We start from the raw sequence: 14,115 nt of genomic DNA, 5'->3' as shown, positions 1-14,115 counted from the left end.
CGCCTGTTGGGCGATAAGGTGTTTTTTTGGTGATTCTTTGTTACAGATCAAGAAACAATCCTGTGGTAGCCTTTACTTGCCAAATAGTTACTACATGCGACAATCGCGCCGTCTTCCTTGAGCACGAACCATGGACACCCTGCAAAACATGCGGGCCTTCTGCAGCGTGGCAGAGGCCGGTAGCTTCACCGCCGCAGCCGCGCAACTGGACACCACCACCGCGAACATTTCACGGGCGGTTTCCAATCTTGAAGCCCATTTGCAAACCCGCCTGCTCAACCGCACCACTCGCCGCATCGCGCTGACCGAAGCTGGCAAGCGGTACCTGGTGCGCTGTCAGCAGATCCTGGCATTCGTCGAGGAAGCCGAGGCCGAAGCCAGCGATGCTCACGCGCGGCCCGCAGGGCAACTGAAAGTGCACACCATGACCGGTATCGGCCAGCACTTCGTGATCGACGCCATTGCCCGCTACCGCCAGACCCACCCGGACGTGACCTTCGACCTGACCCTGGCCAACCGCGTGCCCGACCTGCTCGACGAGGGCTACGACGTGTCCATCGTGCTGGCCAGCGAGCTGCCGGATTCAGGGTTCGTGTCGCAGCGCCTGGGCATCACCTACAGCATTGTGTGCGCCTCCCCCGAATACGTTAAAACCCATGGCATGGCCAGCACGCCCGGCGACTTGAAACGCCATGCCTGCCTGCGCCTGGTGAGCCCGGTGGTGCAATTGGAAAAGTGGCTGTTCGACGGGCCCGACGGCCAGGAAATGGTCAACATCAGCAACGCGCCTTTCCAGGTCAACTCCGCCGACGCCATGACCACCGCGATCAAGAGCGGCATGGGGGTGGGCGTGCTGCCGATCTACGCAGCCATCGATGGGCTGCGCGATGGCAGCCTGGTGCGCATGCTGCCGGAGTACCGGCTGCAGGAGCTCAACCTGTATGCCATCTACCCATCGCGGCAGTACCTGGACGCCAAGATCAAGACTTGGGTGGAATACCTGCGCGGCTCGCTGCCGGACATTCTGGCCGCCCATGACGCCGACCTGCGCACCCACGAGCTGAACTTCGCGACCTGAGGCGGCTGGCGCCGAGGCCGAGAGGAATGTTAGCGTGCTTACATTCCCGCCCTAAAACGAGCCGCGCCGATGAAAAAAACAGTATTGGCTTTCAGCCGTATCACGCCTGAGATGGTCACCCGCCTGGAGCAGGACTTCGAGGTGATCGTTCCTGACCCCAAGGCCGGCGACATCGCTGCGCAGTTCAATGAGGCATTGCCACATGCACACGGCCTGATCGGCGCGGGCCGCGCGCTGGGCGAGAAGCAACTGGCCGCGGCCACCCGGCTTGAGGTGGTTTCCAGCGTTTCGGTGGGTTACGACAACTACGATGTGCCCTACCTGACCTCGCGCGGCATTCAACTGACCAACACCCCCGACGTGCTGACCGAAAGCACGGCAGACCTGGGCTTTTCGCTGATCATGAGCAGCGCCCGGCGCGTGGCCGAGCTAGACGCCTGGACCAAGGCCGGGCACTGGAAGGCCACCGTGGGCCCTGAACTGTTCGGCAGCGACGTGCATGGCAAGACGCTGGGCATGGTGGGGCTGGGCAACATCGGTGCAGCCATCGCCCGGCGCGGCCGGCTGGGCTTCAACATGCGCGTGCTGTACAGCGGCAACAGCCGCAAGCCGGCACTGGAGCAGGAACTGGGCGCGCAGATGCGCAGCCTGGATCAACTGCTGGCCGAGGCCGATTTCGTTTGCCTGGTGGTACCGCTGTCGGAAAAAACCCACCACCTGATCGGCCAGCGCGAGCTGGCGCTGATGAAGCCCAGCGCGTTTCTGATCAATATCGCCCGTGGGCCGGTGGTCGATGAGCCCGCGCTGGTGGAGGCGTTGCGCAACGGCACGATCCGAGGCGCCGGGTTGGACGTCTACGAAAAAGAGCCGCTGACCGACTCGCCGCTCTGGCAGTTGCCCAACGCCGTGACCCTGCCCCACGTGGGCTCGGCCACTGCCGAAACCCGCCAGGCGATGGCCGAGCGGGCGATGGCCAACCTCACCGCCGCGCTCAAGGGCCAGCGCCCTCAGGACCTGGTCAACCCCGAAGCCTTCAAAGGCTGAGCCAAGGCCTGCGGGCGTGGTTTGCGAAACACCAACCAGTTGCCCAACATCACCAGCGCCAGGCCCGCAAGGGCCGGGCCACTCCAGTGGTACCCTTCGAACCAGCTCGACACGTTCAACGCCACCAGCGGAAAGAGCACCGTGCAATAGGCTGCCCGCTCGGCGCCCAGCCGGCCCACCAGCGTCAGGTAGGCCGTGAACGCAATGACTGAGCCTGGAATGGCCAGATACAGCAAAGCCCCAAGATACAGCGGGCTTGGGTCCCAGGTGAACGGCACACCGCAGGCCAGGCAATACCCGGTCAGCCACAAGGCCCCATAGAGCATGCCCCAGGCGTTGGTGGTCAGCGGGCGCAGGCCACGGCGCTGATGCAGGGCCGAGAGCATGTTGCCCGCCGAAAAGCACATCGTGCCGGCCAGGGCCCACCCCAAGCCCAGTAGCGTGCCGTTGCCGGCAGGGTGGTTCGCCCATTGCGGCCAGAACAACAACCCCAGGCCTACCAGGCCCAGCGCCCCGCCACCGATAACCGCCGGCGCAATCCGTTGGCCAAAGCACAGCCGAGCGCCAAGGGCGTTCCACAGGGTCGCAGTAGAGAACACCACGGCCGACAGGCCACTGGGCAACCACTGCATGGCCTGCAGAAAGCACATGAAGTTCACGCTGAACAGGCACAGCCCCTGTGCCAGCGCAATGCCGTGGCTGGCACGGTTCATCGGCTGCAGCCGGCGCGTGAACATCAGCAGGGCGAACAGCACCGCTGCGGCCAGCCCAAAGCGGTAAACGATAGAGGCGGCGATGGGCACTGGCCCCAGTTGCCATTTCAAGGCGATCCAGGTGGTGCCCCAGATCAATACGGTGGCGAGGTACAACACAGCGTTCATGGCATGGCCTCCTGTCGAGGCCGCCAGCATCGGGCCTGGCACAGGCGCTGGCTTTCATATTCTTGCGGTTTTTCGTCCCGGTATGCGCCGTATGCCTGCGCCGGGCGCTAGGATAGCGCCCTCAAGGAGCTCACCATGTTGCAACTCGATGTGTTCAACTGCCTCGAAAGTTCGCCACACGCTCGCCTGGAACGGCGCGCGGAGCTGGGCGACGGCCTGGTCGTAGCGCAGTGGCGCAACCGCGACAACGCTCAGCAATACGTGGGCCCATCGCACCACACGCTGTCGTGCTACCTCGAAGGCGGCAACGACGTCCTTTGCTGTGCGCAACCTCACCTGCGGGGTGGGCCGGGCAAGGTGTTCGTGTTCCCGGCGGGGGTAGATTCGTCTTGGGTGGTCAACAGCGAGTTGCGCCTGCTGCACCTGTACTTCAGCACCGAACAGTTTGCCTTGGCGTGCATGCGTTGGCTCGACCGAGAGCCGCGCGCCTTGCAGCTCAACGAGGGCCTGTTTCTGGATGATGCGCTGCAAGCCGCGCGCTTTGCTGCCCTGGCGCGGCTCGACTGGCAGGAGCCGGGCGAGCGGCTGGTCACCAGCAGCCTGGCCCACGACATGCTCGGCCATGCCCTGCTGGCGCAGGCAGGCCCGAGGGCGCAACCGAGCGTGCGAGGCGGGTTGTCGGGCCGGGCGCGGCGCCAGGTGATCGAATACATCGAAACGCACCTGCCGCAAGCCCTCACCCTCGGTGAGTTGGCGGCAGTGTGCGGGCTGTCGGAATATCACTTTGCGCGGATGTTCCGGCAGAGCCTGGAAGTGGCGCCCCACCGCTACGTGCTGGCGCGGCGCCTGGCACGGGCACAGCACCTGCTGCAGCACAGCCAGCTGGCACTGGGCGAAGTCGCCATGGCCTGCGGCTTCGCCAGCGCCAGCCATTTCAGCAGCCGCTTTCGCCAGTGCCTGGGCACCACGCCGGGCGCTTACCGGCTGGCGTTAGCCTAGGCGGGCGAGTATCACGCCGATAGGGCCTGCCACAACGCAAGCCGCAGCCAGCCCTAACGCAACGCGCGGCCGATAGGGCATCAGCCAGACCATCAGCCCTGCGCTGGCCATCAATACCGCGCACCACTGCACCAGGCCAAGGGCCCAGCCTTGGCTGGCGACAGCGGGCCAGGGTGAGACGAGCAACAGGCCGGCCCCCGCTGCTCGCAGGCACCGGCGCTGGGCCAATGTGCCTTTGCGCCTGATCAGGTCGCTGAAGTGCTTGTCCATCGCCAAGCACAGTGCCATGAAGCCGGCATAGCAGAGCAACGCCGCAAGCAGCATCAGTGAGCCTCCTGTTCAGCGCGAAGCGGGCGCGCCCGCTCGCGGGGCAGCGCCGACCCCAGCGCCTTGCGACGCACTCGCCGGGCGACCCACGCCAGCAACACACCGAAGGCGGCCGCCGTCAGGTCGATGCCGGCCCGCGCCCAGTCGCCTGCCGGCAACGACACGCTCAAGCCGGCGCCGGTGGTGAACTGGCTCAACAGCGGTAGCGATACCAGCATCACCGCGGCCGCCGTCAGTTGCTGTACCCAACCCCGCGCGTCGGGGCGCCACGCCGCATGCAGCAAGCAGCCCAGCCAAACGAGAAAGAAGCAGCGCACCTCCCAGCCACCGCGGCCGGGCAGTTCTATCGGCAGGAGGCGGTTGGCGCACAGAAACGCCGCCACCGCGCACACCAGCCCCGCCATGCCGGCCAGGTTCAACATGCCCACCAACCGCAGCTCGAAGGGCCTGATCGCGGCCTTGGCATGCTTTTGCTGGCGCTTGCTCAACCACATCACAAGCCCGGTGCCGATCATCGCCGTGCTCGCCAGCCCGCAGACGAAGTAAAGCCAGCGCAGCAGTGGGTGGGCGAAGCGGCCCATGTGCAGGCCGTAAAAAGAACCTGCAATCATCTGGGGCAGCGGCCGGGCACCCTCGTCGGCATGCAGGAGGGTGCCGCCTGCCACGCTGAAGACAGTGCCGGCGCCCGGAACATAGGCCACACGCGCAGAAGTGGGTGGCTGGAAAGTCACGGTAGCCTGCGCCGTGCCGGGTTTGTCGACGCGCACGCTACCCACCTGCCCCCCTGGCACCTGCTGCTGGTAGCGATCAAGCAGTTGCGCGAGGCTCAGCAGCGTGGCCGAGCTGGGGGGCGCAGTGGATTGGACCTCGGGGTAAAGCTCGCGGAAGTACTCGCGGTCACCGCCTTGGTAGTTCGCCATCAGTGTGGCGGGCATCAGCAGGTACATGAGGATCACCAGGCTGCTGTAGGTGATCATCAGGTGAAACGGCAAGGCCAGCACCCCGGCGGCATTGTGGCCATCCAGCCACGAACGCTGGCCCTTGCCGGGGCGGAAGGTGAAGAACTCCTTGAAGATCTTCTTGTGGGTGATGATCCCGCTGATCAATGCGACGAACATCACGAACGCCGCCAGCCCGGCGATAAGGCGCCCCCAGGGATAGGGAAGCTCCAGTTCGAAATGGAAGCGGTAGAAGAACTCCCCGCCCAACGTGCCGCGCGCGTCGAGCGCCTGGCCAGTGACGGGGTCGATCGCCTTTCTGACATAACTGCCGCGCCCCTGCTTGCCCGGCTGCTGGTAGAGCACCAGGGTCTTGGGGTCGCGCTCGTCGCCCGGGTCGATATACCAGCTGGCCGCCCCGCCCGCATGAGCTTGCAGGTAGCGCTCGGCGCCTGCCAGGCGCTGATGCATCTCCAGCGTCTGAGCGGGCACTTCCGGTTGTGCCCAGCGGCTCAGCTCTTCCTTGAAGTAGGTCAGCGACCCGGTCAGGAAGATGGCGAACAACAACCAGCCGAACACCAACCCTACCCACGTGTGCAACCAGGCCATTGCCTGGCGAAAGCCCTCTTTCATGGGTGGGCCACCCCATGAAGGCAACCCGCCAGGCCGCCCAGCAGCAGGGCGCCCAGCCCGACACCGAGCCACGCGCGTGTCGCACTGGCGCAAGCGAAGCACCAGATGACCGCCACCAGCCACACGACGAACGAGATCATCATCGCCGTCATCACGGCCTGCAAGCGAGCCATCGGCAAGCCCCAGCTGACACACAAGCTCGCCAGGACCGCCACGAGGTAGCCGCCCACTATGGCGGCGACGATGCGGGAAGTCACAGCCAGGCGGTAGCGCAAGGACACCTCGGCGGCTTTGGTTTTCATGGCGTGCGCGCTGCGAATGGGGAATGGATTGCCAAGTTTATTGATAAACATTCTCAAGGGCAAAGGCTTTGCATCGCCTTCGGTTCAAGGGGCGCGTCAACCGCCGCTTTTAGCCCGATCGGCCCGCTCGTCAAGCAACAACCGGAAAAATATTTATTAACCACACCGGGTTGAAATCGCCGGCCTGATCCCCGAATGTGTGCCTCAAGGGCCGCTGAAAACTGCCAGCACCCGGCAGTAGTGGCGCCTTGATTTCGTCACCTGAAGAAGGGGCAACACCATGCATATTCAAGTCAACAGCGATAACCACATCCACGGCGGTGCTCGCCTGGAAGAATGGGTGCGCAATACGCTCGAAACCGCACTGGAACGCTTTGAAGACGACCTCACCCGCATCGAGGTGCATCTGCGGGACGAAAACGGCGATAAGGCCGGCCCGCACGACAAACGCTGCCTGCTTGAGGCACGTCTGAAGGGTATGCAGCCGCTTTCGGTCAGCCACCGCTCACCGTCGCTCGACACCGCCATCGACGGGGCCGCCACCAAACTTGAACATGCCCTTGAACATGCACTGGGCAAATTGCGCGACCGGCGCGCCAGTGCCGCCTGAGCCCTGCCCACTGACGAAAAAGGCGAGCCAAGGTGCTCGCCTTTTTCATGCCTGGGCAGTGTTCAGGTGCACCCGACCACGCAAGCATGCCGGTGGTCCGGCGCCACGAACTTACCTGAAGGGGCCTAGTCAATACGTCCAGTCTTGCTATTCAGGTGACGTTATGGACAACCCTTTCAAAATCATCACTGATGCGTTCCAGCCCGAGTATCGGGTGAACCTGAGCATTCAAGGCCTGGACGGTACCATCATGCTCACGCTTTCCAATGCCCAAGGCGTGGTAGCAAAGCGTTTGATCAGCGCACAACAGCGCAACGACCCTAAACGCCTCGCCCGGCTGATCGACAGCGTGCGTTTCGGGATCGCCATAGAGCAAGGCAGCAGTGCCGTCGAACTGCTCACCGCCATGACCGAACGCGATCGCACCATGCGGCCGCGCCCCCAGTGGCTTGGCGAACAACCCAGCCTCGCCGTGGGAATCTAAGCGGCTCAGATTTCCCCTTGCTCGACTTCTACCTTGCCTGCCTGCCCACCCTTGCGTGACGGCCCTTCGATCTTGACCGAGGGGAAACGCGAGGAGGCGAAGCGCACCACCAGGATCGCAAAAGCCAGCAACAGGATCGCACCCGAAAGGTAGACCACGCCCAGGTCGGCGGGCCCATGATGCGATACGTCAGAGATCAGCAACCGGGTGAGCGCGGTGATAGCCACGTAGATCAGAAAGCGCACAGGCATGTGGTTGGTCTTGAAGTAGATCCCCACCATCGCCCCCAACTCCAGGTAGATGAACAGCAGCAGCACGTCATCCACGGAGATATGGCCTTTCTCCAACATGCCAACGAAGGCCACCACTGACGCATAGGCCGTTACCCCACCAATGGCGAACAGCGCCAGGTAGTGGAACGTCTCGACGAACAGATTACCCAGCGACTCGGCGCAGCGGTGCACGTGTTCACGCAGGGCATCGGCCCAATTCTTTTTCATGGGTAAGTCCTTTGAGTGGCACCAGGCGGGGATCATAACCAAAGCCTGCGAACCGGCGTGGAGGCAGTTTGTCGCAGGTCGCGCTACAGTGCCTGCTGGCCCAGACCCAATGAGGACATTGCACGTGAAGATTTCAGCACCCCGATGCCTGGCCGCCGTGGGCGACCGTTGTGGTGAAGCCGCCGTATGGTCGGCAAGCGATAACGCCATCTGGTGGGTGGATATCAATCGTTTCCTGGTTCACCGGCTGGGCTACCCCGACGGCGCGCTGCACAGCTGGGTATTCGAGGAGCCGGTCACGGCCCTGGCGCTGACCGATGAGCCTGGGCGCTGGCTGGTTGCCCTGGCCTCGCAGCTGATCTGGTGGTGGCCCGACGATGACCGCCGGCAGCCCCACGGTTTCAAGCTGAGCGATGCCCCGGTTGCACGCTTGAACGACGGCCGCGCAGACCCTCAGGGCAACTTCTGGGTGGGCTCGATGTTCAACAACGTTGCCCCCGACGGCGGCCCTCAGCAAGCCGGCGGCACTCCTGGCCGGTTGTTTCGCATTACCCCGAAGGGTGAAACCCACGTGCGCCTGGCCGACATCGGGATCTCCAATACCCTGTGCTGGAGCCCCTGCGGCACGCGCTTCTATTTCGCCGACTCCACGCGCAACTGCATCAGCGTCTATCACTACGATGCGGCCAGCGGCGACATCACCCCCCAAGGCACCCCATTCTTCGAAGGTTTCGAGCGTGGCGCGCCGGATGGCTCGGCCATCGACCGCGACGGCTACCTGTGGAACTGCCGCTACGGCGGCCACGGCATCGCCCGCATCGCGCCGGATGGCCGCCTGGACCGGTTCATCGAGCTGCCCACCGCAAACCCCACTACCTGCACCTTTGGCGGGCCAGGCCTGAGCACTTTGTTCATCACCTCGGCCAGTTATGACACTGGCACCGGGGACCGGCTGGCCGGCTCACTCTGGGCACTGGACACCGGCACGGCCGGCATGGGGGAGAATGTAGCTCGAGTGGGTTGAAAACCTGAAGCACGATACTGTATAAATGCACAGGTAATTTTCAGCACCTGCCCGCAGCTGCTTGCCGCTGGCACACCTTGATGAGGCCACCCATGGCTGTAGAAACCCTGTACCGCAGTACCCGCGACCTGGAGACGCTCTTCGTGGACCGCAAACTCGCCGATGCCCATGACCAGATGCTCGAGCTGGCCGAATCACTCACCGGTTTGCTGATGAGCAATGTCCAGGGCCTGTCCGAAACCCTTGCCGAGGAAGTGAGTATCTACCTGGCCAAGAACCGCTCGGTTCTGGCCTCGGCGTTCAAGAACAACGTGGGTGCCCTGGCCGAGCTGTCCCAGCCGGCGAGCGACGCCAACGCTGAAAGCGATCAGCCGTAAACCAAGCGCTCGGCCAGCGTTTGGGCCACGCGTGCCGGTGAACAATGCTGAGCCTGGGCCTGGCCGAAAATCTCGGTCAGGCGAGTGCCGATGCCGCCCAGGTGTGCAGCAACGGCGGCTTCCTCTTCACCCCGATGGCGAAGGCTTGCGTGAATCACCCCCCCTGCGTTGATCACGTAGTCCGGGGCATACAGGATCCCTCGCTGCTCCAGTTGGTCTGCCACCTCGAGCGCACTGAGCTGGCCATTGGCACAGCCGGCGATGGCAGAGCAACGTAGCTGCCCCGCGCTCTGGCTTGTCAGCACGGTGCCGAAGCTGCAGGGCGCGAAGATGTCGCATGGGGTGCTGGCCATCATGTCGGTGGCCACGGGGCGCGCCTGCAGCTGCTCCATGGCCAGTTGTACCTTGGCCGGGTCGACATCACTGACCAGCAGTTCAGCCCCTGCCTGATGCAGGCGGCTGGCCAGGGCGAAGCCGATATGGCCCAGCCCCTGAATACCGACGCGAAGCCCATGCAGGTCATATGCCCCAAGGCGTGCTTTGGCGGTAGCGCGGATGCCCACGAATACACCTTCGGCCACATGGTGCAGCGGGTCGCCGGTGCGGCGTGTGCAGGTCACATGTGCAGTTTCCCTTGCAATGCAGTCCATGTCGGCACTGGTGGTACCGCTATCGATAGCGGTTACGTAGCGGCCGCCCAGGCTCTCGACCAATCGGCCAAAGGCTTCGAACAGCGCTTCTCGGTTTTCAATACGAGGGTTGCGCATGATGACCGCCTGCGCCCCGCCCACGGGCAGGCCGGCGAGTGCGGCCTTGAAACTCATGGCCTCGGCCAAGCATACAGCCTGGTAAAGGGCAGCCTCGTCGTCGGGGTAGGCCAGGTACCTGCACCCACCCAACGCTGGGCCATGGCGAGTGTCATGGATGGCCACCGCCGCCCGCAGGCCAGTGGCCGGGTCGACTGCCAGTTGTAGGGTTTCTACGCGTGTGCCTTGCATGAGCGCGAACATCAGGGCGAGCCCTCCCGAGCGCAGCCGTCAGTTGTGGCACTGAGTATAGATCGCGTTGGCCGTTGCGCTGCGACTTCACTGGACGAAGCGCGCGCCTAGCGCTAAAACAATAAGCGACAGCCCGCTTTTTGGAATGCCAATGACCCTACGCCAAGCTTGCCTTGCCTGCGTGGCCCGCGAACCGGCCGCAACCTTCGAGGCTGCACTGTGGGTGGCCGCTGAGCACGACCCTCAGGTTCAGCCTGCACAGTGGCTCGGGCAGGCGCGCGAGCTGCGCCATCAGGTTGGCGCCCGCCTGCCCGCGCTGCCCCCACGTGAGCTGGCACAGCCGTTACTGCGTGAGCTTGCAGGGCTGGGGTTCGTACAGGACGACTTCCACCCAGTGCGCCCGGAGGCCGCGCTGCTGGATCATGTGCTACAGCGCAAGCGGGGCCAACCATTGGCCCTCGGGCTACTGGCGCTCGAGCTGGCGCGGCAGCTGGGCATTGCGCTGGTAGGCATCAATTTTCCGGGGCATTTTCTTCTGCAGGTGCCGGGGGCCGATCACCTGCTCGACCCCAGTGGCGGCAGGCGCCTGTACCCGATCGACTGCCGCAGCTTGCTGGTACGCCAGTTCGGCCCGCACATGCCGTTGCGCGCGGAACATATGGCGGTGGCCACACCGAGGCAAATGCTTCAGCGCCTGTCGCGCAACCTGCGCCAGTTGCACACCCGGCACGGCCAACCGCTCGCTGCATTGCGCGACGCGGAACGTGTGCTGGAACTGGGCCCAGGCATCAGCAGCGATTACCTGGCCCGCGCAGGGCTGTATCAGCAGCTCGACTGCCCGCAGGCAGAACGCTATGACGTAGAGCACGCCCTGCTGCTGACCGACGACCCGGTCCAGCAGTTGCGCCTGGCCGAGCGCCTGCATCACTTGCCGGCAGGCCGGGGTGCCTTGCACTGATACGAACGATTGTTACCCGAAGCGTAACGGTCAATGTCGGCGCCGCTGGTTTATCCACTGCTCGGCGTTCTCTATGCTGCGCACACTTTCCAGGCCATCCGCAGCGGGCTTAATCCCCCTTTAAGCTGCCGTCGCGATAGTGGCTCGGCGAGTGCTCCAATGGGCGTTGTGTGTTGCTCCTGCTTCCAACGTCTTGCTTATAACCGCTGTGTGCGCAGCGGTTTTTTTTCGCCTGGCTTTCAGCCCCGGCGCTTGAGTTGTTCGGCGAGCGCATCGACCCATGGCTCGGCGTCGGTCTCTGGCGTCACGGTTTCGCAGGCATCCAGGCGCAGCATTGGCTGAACCTGCTCGATCCCCAACTCATCGAACAGCTCGCGCAGCAGCTCGCCGCCGCCACAGAAGCTGTCATCGTAGCTGCTATCGCCCAAGCCGATAACCCCACCAGGCAAGCCACGCAAGGCCGCGGGCAGGCTGGCGCGCAGCTCGCTGTACAGTGGAATCAGATCGTCGGGCAGCTCACCCAGGCCAGTGGTGGAAGTGATGCCTAGCAGTGCCTGGGGTTGGGCATCGAGCAGCGGTGCCAGATCGGTGCGGCGGAAGTAAACACACTGGTGGCCCGCAGCCTCCAGCCGCGCCACGGCGTGACGGGCGACATCTTCGGCCGCGCCGTAAACTGTGCCGGAAAACACTACCACTTTCATACATTCACCTTCTTCAGGGTCAAGCCTGGGAGTCTACCAGCTCATTCGTGCCAGCCGCGCGGGGTTGCTTTAGAATGGGCACGTCCATGCCGCTGGAGCCTACGATGATCAATGCCAACCTGCTGCAACACGTCGTTAACGCATCCTGCGACGGCATCGTGGTCGCCGAGCAGGAGGGGGACGACACCATCCTCCTCTACGTGAACCCGGCATTCGAACGGCTCACCGGCTACAGCGCCGCCGATATCCTGTACAAAGATTGCCGTTTTTTGCAGAACGATGATCGCGAGCAACCGGCGCTTGATCGCCTGCGGGAGGCCATTCGCACGCGGCAGCCCTGCCGTGAAGTGTTGCGCAACTACCGCAAGGATGGCTCGGTGTTCTGGAATGAACTGTCGATCACCCCCGTGTACAATGATGCCGATCAGCGGCTTTACTTCATAGGCGTGCAGAAGGACGTCAGCCAGGCGGTCGGCGCGCAGGCCCGAATCCTGCAGCTCGAAGCAGAACTTGCCCAGGCGCGCCAGGAAATCGACCAATTGCGCGCTGGCGCTTGAACCACGCGCCTCACTCACCAACGATCAGGCACTGCCATGCGCTCCGACGCTATCCTCACCCAGGATGAGCTGGACTTCATCCAGACCATGAACCGCAGCCAGGCGGCCAGCGCGCCCGAAAACCTGTCGACGCTGTTGCTCAATGGCGGCGATCAGATCAAAGACCTGCTTGCGCGCCTGCTCGCCAACGAGCAGGTCACCATTCAGGCGCAATTCGAGAACCAGCAGCTTCGGTTCCCCCTGCAACTGGTGGAAGACGAATTTCATGCCCAGCATGTGAAGCTGGGCTCGCCCATCATCTATGAAGATGGCCCGATGCTACGCCCCTGGCGCTTGGCGTTGCCCGAGCCGGTGCAGCTGGCAGAAGACGACGGCCGGCCAAGCGAGCTGTGGTTGGTGGAGTTGTCTTTCAATGGAGTGCTGGTTGAGGTGCGCAATGGCGCCCGGGTGCCCCGGCATTTCGCCCTGTGGTTCAACCCGGAGGGCTACGACCCGGTCTCGCTGCATGGCGCACTGGAGCGCCAGACCAAGGACGGCTTTTTTGCCTATCGCCTGACGCTGTGCAACCCCCAGGAAATGGAGCAACTGCGCGACTATATCCTTCAGCAGCATCGGCTCAGCCACCCACGCTTGCACACGAGCTGATCAGGTGTCCAGGCGGCCCTGAATGAACTGCTGCAGCCGCTGTTCATAGGCGCGCAGGTCACTGCCCATGCAACCCACGGCGCTGCCGAGCAGTTCATTACGGGCAAGGTCGCTGCAATCACCGGCGATAAGCAAAGGGCACTCCAGCCCAAGTGCCAGTTTCATCATGCGCTGCCCGAAATCCGCTGCTGGCGGGTGATTGGAGAACAGCACCATCGCCTTGGGCCCTAATCGCTCGCAGACCAGGCTCAATTCATCCACCGGCTGGCGCACCGGCAGCACCTGAACTTCGACGTGGGCCGAGCCCATCGCCAGCCCTGCCAACAACAGCTCCAACTCGTGGCATTCACCCGGCACCGCCGCCAGTAGCACACGCCCTGCCCGTTCGGCCCGGCGGCCCTGCTGCAGCCGTTGCCAAAGGCGGCCGCGCAGATACTGGTCGAGCAACAGCCATTCGCTTTGTTGGCCAAAGCCCTGCTGCTCGATGCGCAACTGCCGCCAGACCGGCATGAACACATCCTCAAAGGCGTTCAGTAAGGGGTAGGTCGCCAGGACCTCGTCGAACACCTGGTCAAGCCGACGCTCGTCGAAACTGCTCAAGGCACGGCAAAGTCGGTCGCAGCACACTCGTAACTCGCCGATCACCGCCCGCTGGCCCTGAGCCTCGGCCTCGCGCAAAGCCTGGGTACGGGCCAGGATCCCGCCTACCTTGCTTACTGATACCCCACGCTCGATCCACCCCAGGATCAGGCGAACTTCATCGATATTGCCGTGCGAGTACAGGCGGTGCCCGCTTTCGGTGCGTACCGGCTGAATCAGGCCATAACGGCGCTCCCAGGCGCGCAGCGTCACCGGGTTCACGCCGGTCAGGCGAGAGACTTCGCGGATCGGAAGCAACTGCCCGGCGAGGTGCTCTGGCACCTGTTCCGAGCCGTCGATGGGATCGTTCATGTGCAGTAAAACCAAGGGCCTTGATGATGAGCAGGCATTCTAGCGCGATCTGTGGGTACTGGAGCATCGCTGCTGCCGCTCGCCGCTCAACGGCGGCTCAGATACGGC

At 63.8% G+C, this 14,115-nt stretch carries 17 protein-coding genes and 1 pseudogene; 10 read left to right on the top strand and 8 right to left on the bottom strand.

The genetic code is table 11. The features are described from left to right. The first annotated feature begins 130 nt into the window (after positions 1-130). The gene (locus F474_RS07490; protein ID WP_097088706.1) at positions 131-1,078 is read left to right on the top strand and encodes a LysR family transcriptional regulator; all 948 of its coding nucleotides are present in this window, start codon (positions 131-133) and stop codon (positions 1,076-1,078) included. Between the two features lie 69 nt (positions 1,079-1,147). Further along, positions 1,148-2,122: a D-glycerate dehydrogenase gene (locus F474_RS07485; RefSeq protein ID WP_097088704.1), complete on the top strand. Its 975-nt coding sequence runs from the start codon at positions 1,148-1,150 to the stop codon at positions 2,120-2,122. Here F474_RS07485 and F474_RS07480 read toward each other — a convergent pair. After that, positions 2,086-3,003: a DMT family transporter gene (locus F474_RS07480; protein WP_097088702.1), complete on the bottom strand. Its 918-nt coding sequence runs from the start codon at positions 3,001-3,003 to the stop codon at positions 2,086-2,088. The genes F474_RS07485 and F474_RS07480 overlap by 37 nt on opposite strands. A 135-nt stretch (positions 3,004-3,138) precedes the next feature. On the opposite strand from F474_RS07480, the gene F474_RS07475 reads away from it, so the two are divergent. Next, positions 3,139-4,002 (top strand): helix-turn-helix domain-containing protein, encoded by an 864-nt coding sequence (locus F474_RS07475; protein ID WP_097088700.1) that lies wholly within the window; start codon positions 3,139-3,141, stop codon positions 4,000-4,002. On the opposite strand, the gene F474_RS07470 is transcribed toward F474_RS07475, so the two are convergent. The 3 genes from F474_RS07470 to F474_RS07460 are packed head-to-tail and all read right to left on the bottom strand — an operon-like array spanning position 3,994 to position 6,202. Continuing rightward, positions 3,994-4,326 carry a DUF3325 domain-containing protein gene (locus F474_RS07470; protein ID WP_097088698.1) on the bottom strand — a complete coding sequence of 111 codons (333 nt, stop codon included), beginning with the start codon at positions 4,324-4,326 and terminating at the stop codon, positions 3,994-3,996. The two genes, F474_RS07475 and F474_RS07470, sit on opposite strands and share 9 nt — an antisense overlap. Then, on the bottom strand, positions 4,326-5,900 hold the full coding sequence (locus F474_RS07465) for a PepSY-associated TM helix domain-containing protein (RefSeq protein ID WP_097088696.1): 1,575 nt from the start codon (positions 5,898-5,900) through the stop codon (positions 4,326-4,328). Before F474_RS07465 ends, F474_RS07470 begins: the two co-directional genes overlap by 1 nt. Next, the gene (locus tag F474_RS07460; protein ID WP_097089033.1) at positions 5,897-6,202 is read right to left on the bottom strand and encodes a DUF3649 domain-containing protein; all 306 of its coding nucleotides are present in this window, start codon (positions 6,200-6,202) and stop codon (positions 5,897-5,899) included. Before F474_RS07460 ends, F474_RS07465 begins: the two co-directional genes overlap by 4 nt. 280 nt (positions 6,203-6,482) lie before the next feature. Between F474_RS07460 and F474_RS07455 the strand changes: the two are divergent. Together F474_RS07455 and F474_RS07450 are read left to right on the top strand one after the other, a co-directional pair. After that, a pseudogene (locus tag F474_RS07455) lies at positions 6,483-6,806 on the top strand (HPF/RaiA family ribosome-associated protein); the annotation flags it as partial. Between the two features lie 169 nt (positions 6,807-6,975). Next, complete coding sequence (locus F474_RS07450) at positions 6,976-7,296, top strand: DUF3509 domain-containing protein (protein WP_097088692.1); 321 nt, start codon at positions 6,976-6,978, stop codon at positions 7,294-7,296. 5 nt (positions 7,297-7,301) lie between these two features. On the opposite strand, the gene F474_RS07445 is transcribed toward F474_RS07450, so the two are convergent. Next, positions 7,302-7,796 (bottom strand): phosphate-starvation-inducible protein PsiE, encoded by a 495-nt coding sequence (locus tag F474_RS07445; protein ID WP_097088690.1) that lies wholly within the window; start codon positions 7,794-7,796, stop codon positions 7,302-7,304. A 124-nt stretch (positions 7,797-7,920) separates the two neighbouring features. On the opposite strand from F474_RS07445, the gene F474_RS07440 reads away from it, so the two are divergent. Continuing rightward, positions 7,921-8,820 (top strand): SMP-30/gluconolactonase/LRE family protein, encoded by a 900-nt coding sequence (locus F474_RS07440; RefSeq protein ID WP_218191676.1) that lies wholly within the window; start codon positions 7,921-7,923, stop codon positions 8,818-8,820. A gap of 92 nt (positions 8,821-8,912) precedes the next feature. Further along, positions 8,913-9,197, top strand: coding sequence for a YebG family protein (locus F474_RS07435; RefSeq protein WP_097088686.1), 285 nt, complete (start codon positions 8,913-8,915; stop codon positions 9,195-9,197). Here F474_RS07435 and F474_RS07430 read toward each other — a convergent pair. Then, the gene (locus F474_RS07430; RefSeq protein ID WP_097088683.1) at positions 9,188-10,207 is read right to left on the bottom strand and encodes a Glu/Leu/Phe/Val dehydrogenase dimerization domain-containing protein; all 1,020 of its coding nucleotides are present in this window, start codon (positions 10,205-10,207) and stop codon (positions 9,188-9,190) included. The genes F474_RS07435 and F474_RS07430 overlap by 10 nt on opposite strands. A 139-nt stretch (positions 10,208-10,346) precedes the next feature. Between F474_RS07430 and F474_RS07425 the strand changes: the two genes are divergently transcribed. Then, positions 10,347-11,153 carry a SirB1 family protein gene (locus tag F474_RS07425; RefSeq protein ID WP_097088681.1) on the top strand — a complete coding sequence of 269 codons (807 nt, stop codon included), beginning with the start codon at positions 10,347-10,349 and terminating at the stop codon, positions 11,151-11,153. 239 nt (positions 11,154-11,392) lie between these two features. Here F474_RS07425 and F474_RS07420 read toward each other — a convergent pair whose 3' ends face one another. Next, a complete protein-coding gene (locus F474_RS07420) occupies positions 11,393-11,854 on the bottom strand; it encodes a flavodoxin (RefSeq protein WP_097088678.1) in 462 nt (153 codons plus the stop codon). Between the two features lie 104 nt (positions 11,855-11,958). Between F474_RS07420 and F474_RS07415 the strand changes: the two genes are divergently transcribed. Both F474_RS07415 and F474_RS07410 read left to right on the top strand, forming a co-directional pair. Further along, on the top strand, positions 11,959-12,411 hold the full coding sequence (locus tag F474_RS07415) for a PAS domain-containing protein (protein ID WP_097088675.1): 453 nt from the start codon (positions 11,959-11,961) through the stop codon (positions 12,409-12,411). Between the two features lie 36 nt (positions 12,412-12,447). Beyond that, positions 12,448-13,056, top strand: coding sequence for a hypothetical protein (locus F474_RS07410; protein ID WP_097088673.1), 609 nt, complete (start codon positions 12,448-12,450; stop codon positions 13,054-13,056). On the opposite strand, the gene F474_RS07405 is transcribed toward F474_RS07410, so the two are convergent. Next, positions 13,057-14,007: a MerR family transcriptional regulator gene (locus F474_RS07405; protein ID WP_176510737.1), complete on the bottom strand. Its 951-nt coding sequence runs from the start codon at positions 14,005-14,007 to the stop codon at positions 13,057-13,059. Positions 14,008-14,115 lie beyond the last annotated feature (108 nt).

Source organism: Pseudomonas sp. URIL14HWK12:I12, from assembly GCF_003097135.1.
Taxonomy (GTDB): Bacteria; Pseudomonadota; Gammaproteobacteria; order Pseudomonadales; family Pseudomonadaceae; genus Aquipseudomonas.
Note: the sequence above shows the minus strand (reverse complement) of the source record. Positions and strands in the feature narration are given on the sequence as shown.

What these genes read in the sequence shown, in the direction of transcription:
- F474_RS07490 (WP_097088706.1), top strand. Translation starts at nt 131, where the DNA reads ATGGACACCCTGCAAAACATGCGGGCCTTCTGCAGCGTGGCAGAGGCC.
- F474_RS07485 (WP_097088704.1), top strand. Translation starts at nt 1,148, where the DNA reads ATGAAAAAAACAGTATTGGCTTTCAGCCGTATCACGCCTGAGATGGTC.
- F474_RS07480 (WP_097088702.1), bottom strand. Translation starts at nt 3,003, where the DNA reads ATGAACGCTGTGTTGTACCTCGCCACCGTATTGATCTGGGGCACCACC.
- F474_RS07475 (WP_097088700.1), top strand. Translation starts at nt 3,139, where the DNA reads ATGTTGCAACTCGATGTGTTCAACTGCCTCGAAAGTTCGCCACACGCT.
- F474_RS07470 (WP_097088698.1), bottom strand. Translation starts at nt 4,326, where the DNA reads ATGCTGCTTGCGGCGTTGCTCTGCTATGCCGGCTTCATGGCACTGTGC.
- F474_RS07465 (WP_097088696.1), bottom strand. Translation starts at nt 5,900, where the DNA reads ATGAAAGAGGGCTTTCGCCAGGCAATGGCCTGGTTGCACACGTGGGTA.
- F474_RS07460 (WP_097089033.1), bottom strand. Translation starts at nt 6,202, where the DNA reads ATGAAAACCAAAGCCGCCGAGGTGTCCTTGCGCTACCGCCTGGCTGTG.
- F474_RS07450 (WP_097088692.1), top strand. Translation starts at nt 6,976, where the DNA reads ATGGACAACCCTTTCAAAATCATCACTGATGCGTTCCAGCCCGAGTAT.
- F474_RS07445 (WP_097088690.1), bottom strand. Translation starts at nt 7,796, where the DNA reads ATGAAAAAGAATTGGGCCGATGCCCTGCGTGAACACGTGCACCGCTGC.
- F474_RS07435 (WP_097088686.1), top strand. Translation starts at nt 8,913, where the DNA reads ATGGCTGTAGAAACCCTGTACCGCAGTACCCGCGACCTGGAGACGCTC.
- F474_RS07430 (WP_097088683.1), bottom strand. Translation starts at nt 10,207, where the DNA reads ATGTTCGCGCTCATGCAAGGCACACGCGTAGAAACCCTACAACTGGCA.
- F474_RS07425 (WP_097088681.1), top strand. Translation starts at nt 10,347, where the DNA reads ATGACCCTACGCCAAGCTTGCCTTGCCTGCGTGGCCCGCGAACCGGCC.
- F474_RS07420 (WP_097088678.1), bottom strand. Translation starts at nt 11,854, where the DNA reads ATGAAAGTGGTAGTGTTTTCCGGCACAGTTTACGGCGCGGCCGAAGAT.
- F474_RS07415 (WP_097088675.1), top strand. Translation starts at nt 11,959, where the DNA reads ATGATCAATGCCAACCTGCTGCAACACGTCGTTAACGCATCCTGCGAC.
- F474_RS07410 (WP_097088673.1), top strand. Translation starts at nt 12,448, where the DNA reads ATGCGCTCCGACGCTATCCTCACCCAGGATGAGCTGGACTTCATCCAG.
- F474_RS07405 (WP_176510737.1), bottom strand. Translation starts at nt 14,007, where the DNA reads ATGAACGATCCCATCGACGGCTCGGAACAGGTGCCAGAGCACCTCGCC.